Source organism: Fibrobacter sp., assembly GCA_012523595.1.
Taxonomy (GTDB): Bacteria; Fibrobacterota; Chitinivibrionia; order Chitinivibrionales; family Chitinispirillaceae; genus JAAYIG01.
The window spans coordinates 1-2314 of the sequence record JAAYIG010000155.1; the positions used below are offsets into that span (position 1 = coordinate 1).

Sequence of the window (2314 nt, forward strand, 5' to 3'; positions counted from 1 at the left end):
ATACTACTCAGATCATCCAGAAAATAAAACGATTACTTCAAATTTAATCTGCTATTACCAAAAAGAACCTTTCTGCTAACTCCCCGTTTTCATTGTTTTAAAGATTGAGCTGAAAATAAAAGGTGTACAATGAAGTATATTTAATCCCTGACTCAGGGAGGGGATCAGAGCATAGGACTTCCCGGAAGGTCAGGCTTTGGTTCGAATCGAATTGCCTGGAGGATTTGCATGGACGAACTTGTTGGAACCACAATCGGGGGATGTAAGATTCTTGAAAAAATCGGGCATGGGGGGATGGGGACTGTCTATAAAGCTCATCATCTTGCTTTAGACATAATCGTCGCAGTCAAAGTGCTTAAACCTCTCTCTGATGTACCCGATGCCAAAGAACGTTTTCTCAGAGAAGCCCGGATCGCCGCAAAACTCCGTCATCCCAACATCATTGGGGTAACAAATGTGGGTTGTGAAAACGGAGTCCATTTTATTGTAATGGACTATGTCGATGGGAAGACATTGCAAACCATCATTTCTGAAAAAGGCAAGATAGAGCCGCAGGAGGCAGTAAGGATTACCATGCAGGTTCTTTCCGCTCTTCAATTGGCCTTAAAAAACGGGATAGTGCATAGGGATATAAAACCGGAAAACATTATGATCGATAAAACCGGTAACGCAAAACTAGCCGATCTTGGTCTTGCACGGATTGACGGAGACATTCGTTTGACTTTACCCAATGTGATGTTGGGAAGTCCTCATTATGCAGCCCCTGAGCAAACCGAAAATCCCAGTGCTGCGGATTGCCGTTCCGATATTTATGCCTTGGGTTGCACATTATATCACATGCTTGCCGGTTCGACTCCATTTCCGGGAAAATCGATTGTGGATGTTATTGTTAAGCACATGCACCGTCCGGTTCCGCTATTAAAGGATAATCACCCTTCAATTCCAGTGCCGCTTTCTGATGTAGTTGAAAAAATGATGCAGAAGGAGCCGGATAAGCGTTTTCAGACTCCATCGGAAGTCATTGAAGCCTTAAACAGCAGTTTTCCTGAGATCTTTGGTGCTCAATACAGTTCCTCTGAAAACTTTACCTCTTCCAAAAAAGAACTCAAACCGGCTCTTCTATGGAGCTTAGTCGCAGGTGGTGTTATTGTTGCTTTTGTGCTGCTCTTTTTACTTATGCCAAAATCTGCGCCAGAGCCGACACCAGAACCGGTTTCTGTTTCAGATACATTGATCGATTCTGCGGTTACTGCCGAAAATGTGGCAGATGTAAGTGATGAGAAAAGTGCAGTGCCAGAGGATCAAAAGAGAAATAAAGCCAGTAAGCAAAAGAGTAATAAGGATCCGGTAACGGTTTCTTCTACTGAAACGCAGGAAAAGGTCAGGGAGAATCCTCTTTTAGCAGCAGTGAAGATAGGGGATACCGAAACGCTCCGGCAGATGCTCGCTCAGGGAGTATCACCTCGATGTGAGAAGGGGGCCGCTACGACACCTCTTCATGAAGCGGTCCGCCGTGGATTGACAGTAGAAACACAGTTACTTCTGCAGCATGGCGCAGATCCTAATGCCAGGGATAAAAAAGGAGACACACCGCTTCATTATGCAGTAAGGGAAAATGCCTTTCTTATTGTTTCGCATCTGCTTCAGAATGGTGCTGATCCCAATCTTGCAGATCATAAAGGGAAAGTTCCCTTGAGAACTGCAGAATTAATCGATACTGAGCTGGAAAGATTGCTCTTGAAATATGGGGCAAAGTGATTTTTCACAGATTCAGGCATTGTAAGCCGGCATGAAGACCTCCTTTAGAAATTTGGTAAAAGTGGTAGGTACGGTGGGTTTGGAAGGATCGGTGACTGTAGGGTGGAGCTTACCTTCTGAGATTGCCCTTGATAGGTCTATATGAGATCTTGCCACGCTATCTGAGAAGCCTTTATCTATCAATTCAGCCATAGCATCAGTATCATTAAAACGCACATACGGAAGATCGGGAATTCCAATTTCCATTCCTATGAGGTGACTTACTTCCCGAAAAGAGAACCGGTCTCCGAAAAGATCCTGTACACTGTGTCCGGGAAACAATCTTTGCGCAAGAAGATCTGCTGCTTTGTCACCGATATCTCTGGTATCACACATGTAAACTGGAATATTAGGATCGACTGAACCACCATTAAAGTGCTGTTCCTTTATAAGTGGAATTGATGCCAGGGTGTTTTGCATGAATGGGCTTGCTCGCAAGAACACGATATCCACCTGGGTAAGACGCTGGAGGATGGTTTCGACATCGTGCAGTCCCAGGACTATTCCAGTATCTGAA

Annotated in this window: 2 protein-coding genes; one reads left to right on the forward strand and one right to left on the reverse strand. The window is 44.5% G+C overall.

What is annotated here, in order from left to right; all coding sequences use genetic code 11:
• Window positions 1–228 precede the first annotated feature (228 nt).
• Window positions 229–1758 carry a protein kinase gene (locus tag GX089_10460; GenBank protein NLP02907.1) on the forward strand — a complete coding sequence of 510 codons (1530 nt, stop codon included), beginning with the start codon at window positions 229–231 and terminating at the stop codon, window positions 1756–1758.
• Between the two features lie 12 nt (window positions 1759–1770).
• Here GX089_10460 and GX089_10465 read toward each other — a convergent pair.
• Window positions 1771–2314: hypothetical protein (locus GX089_10465; protein NLP02908.1), on the reverse strand; the 544-nt coding region annotated here is incomplete at its 5' end.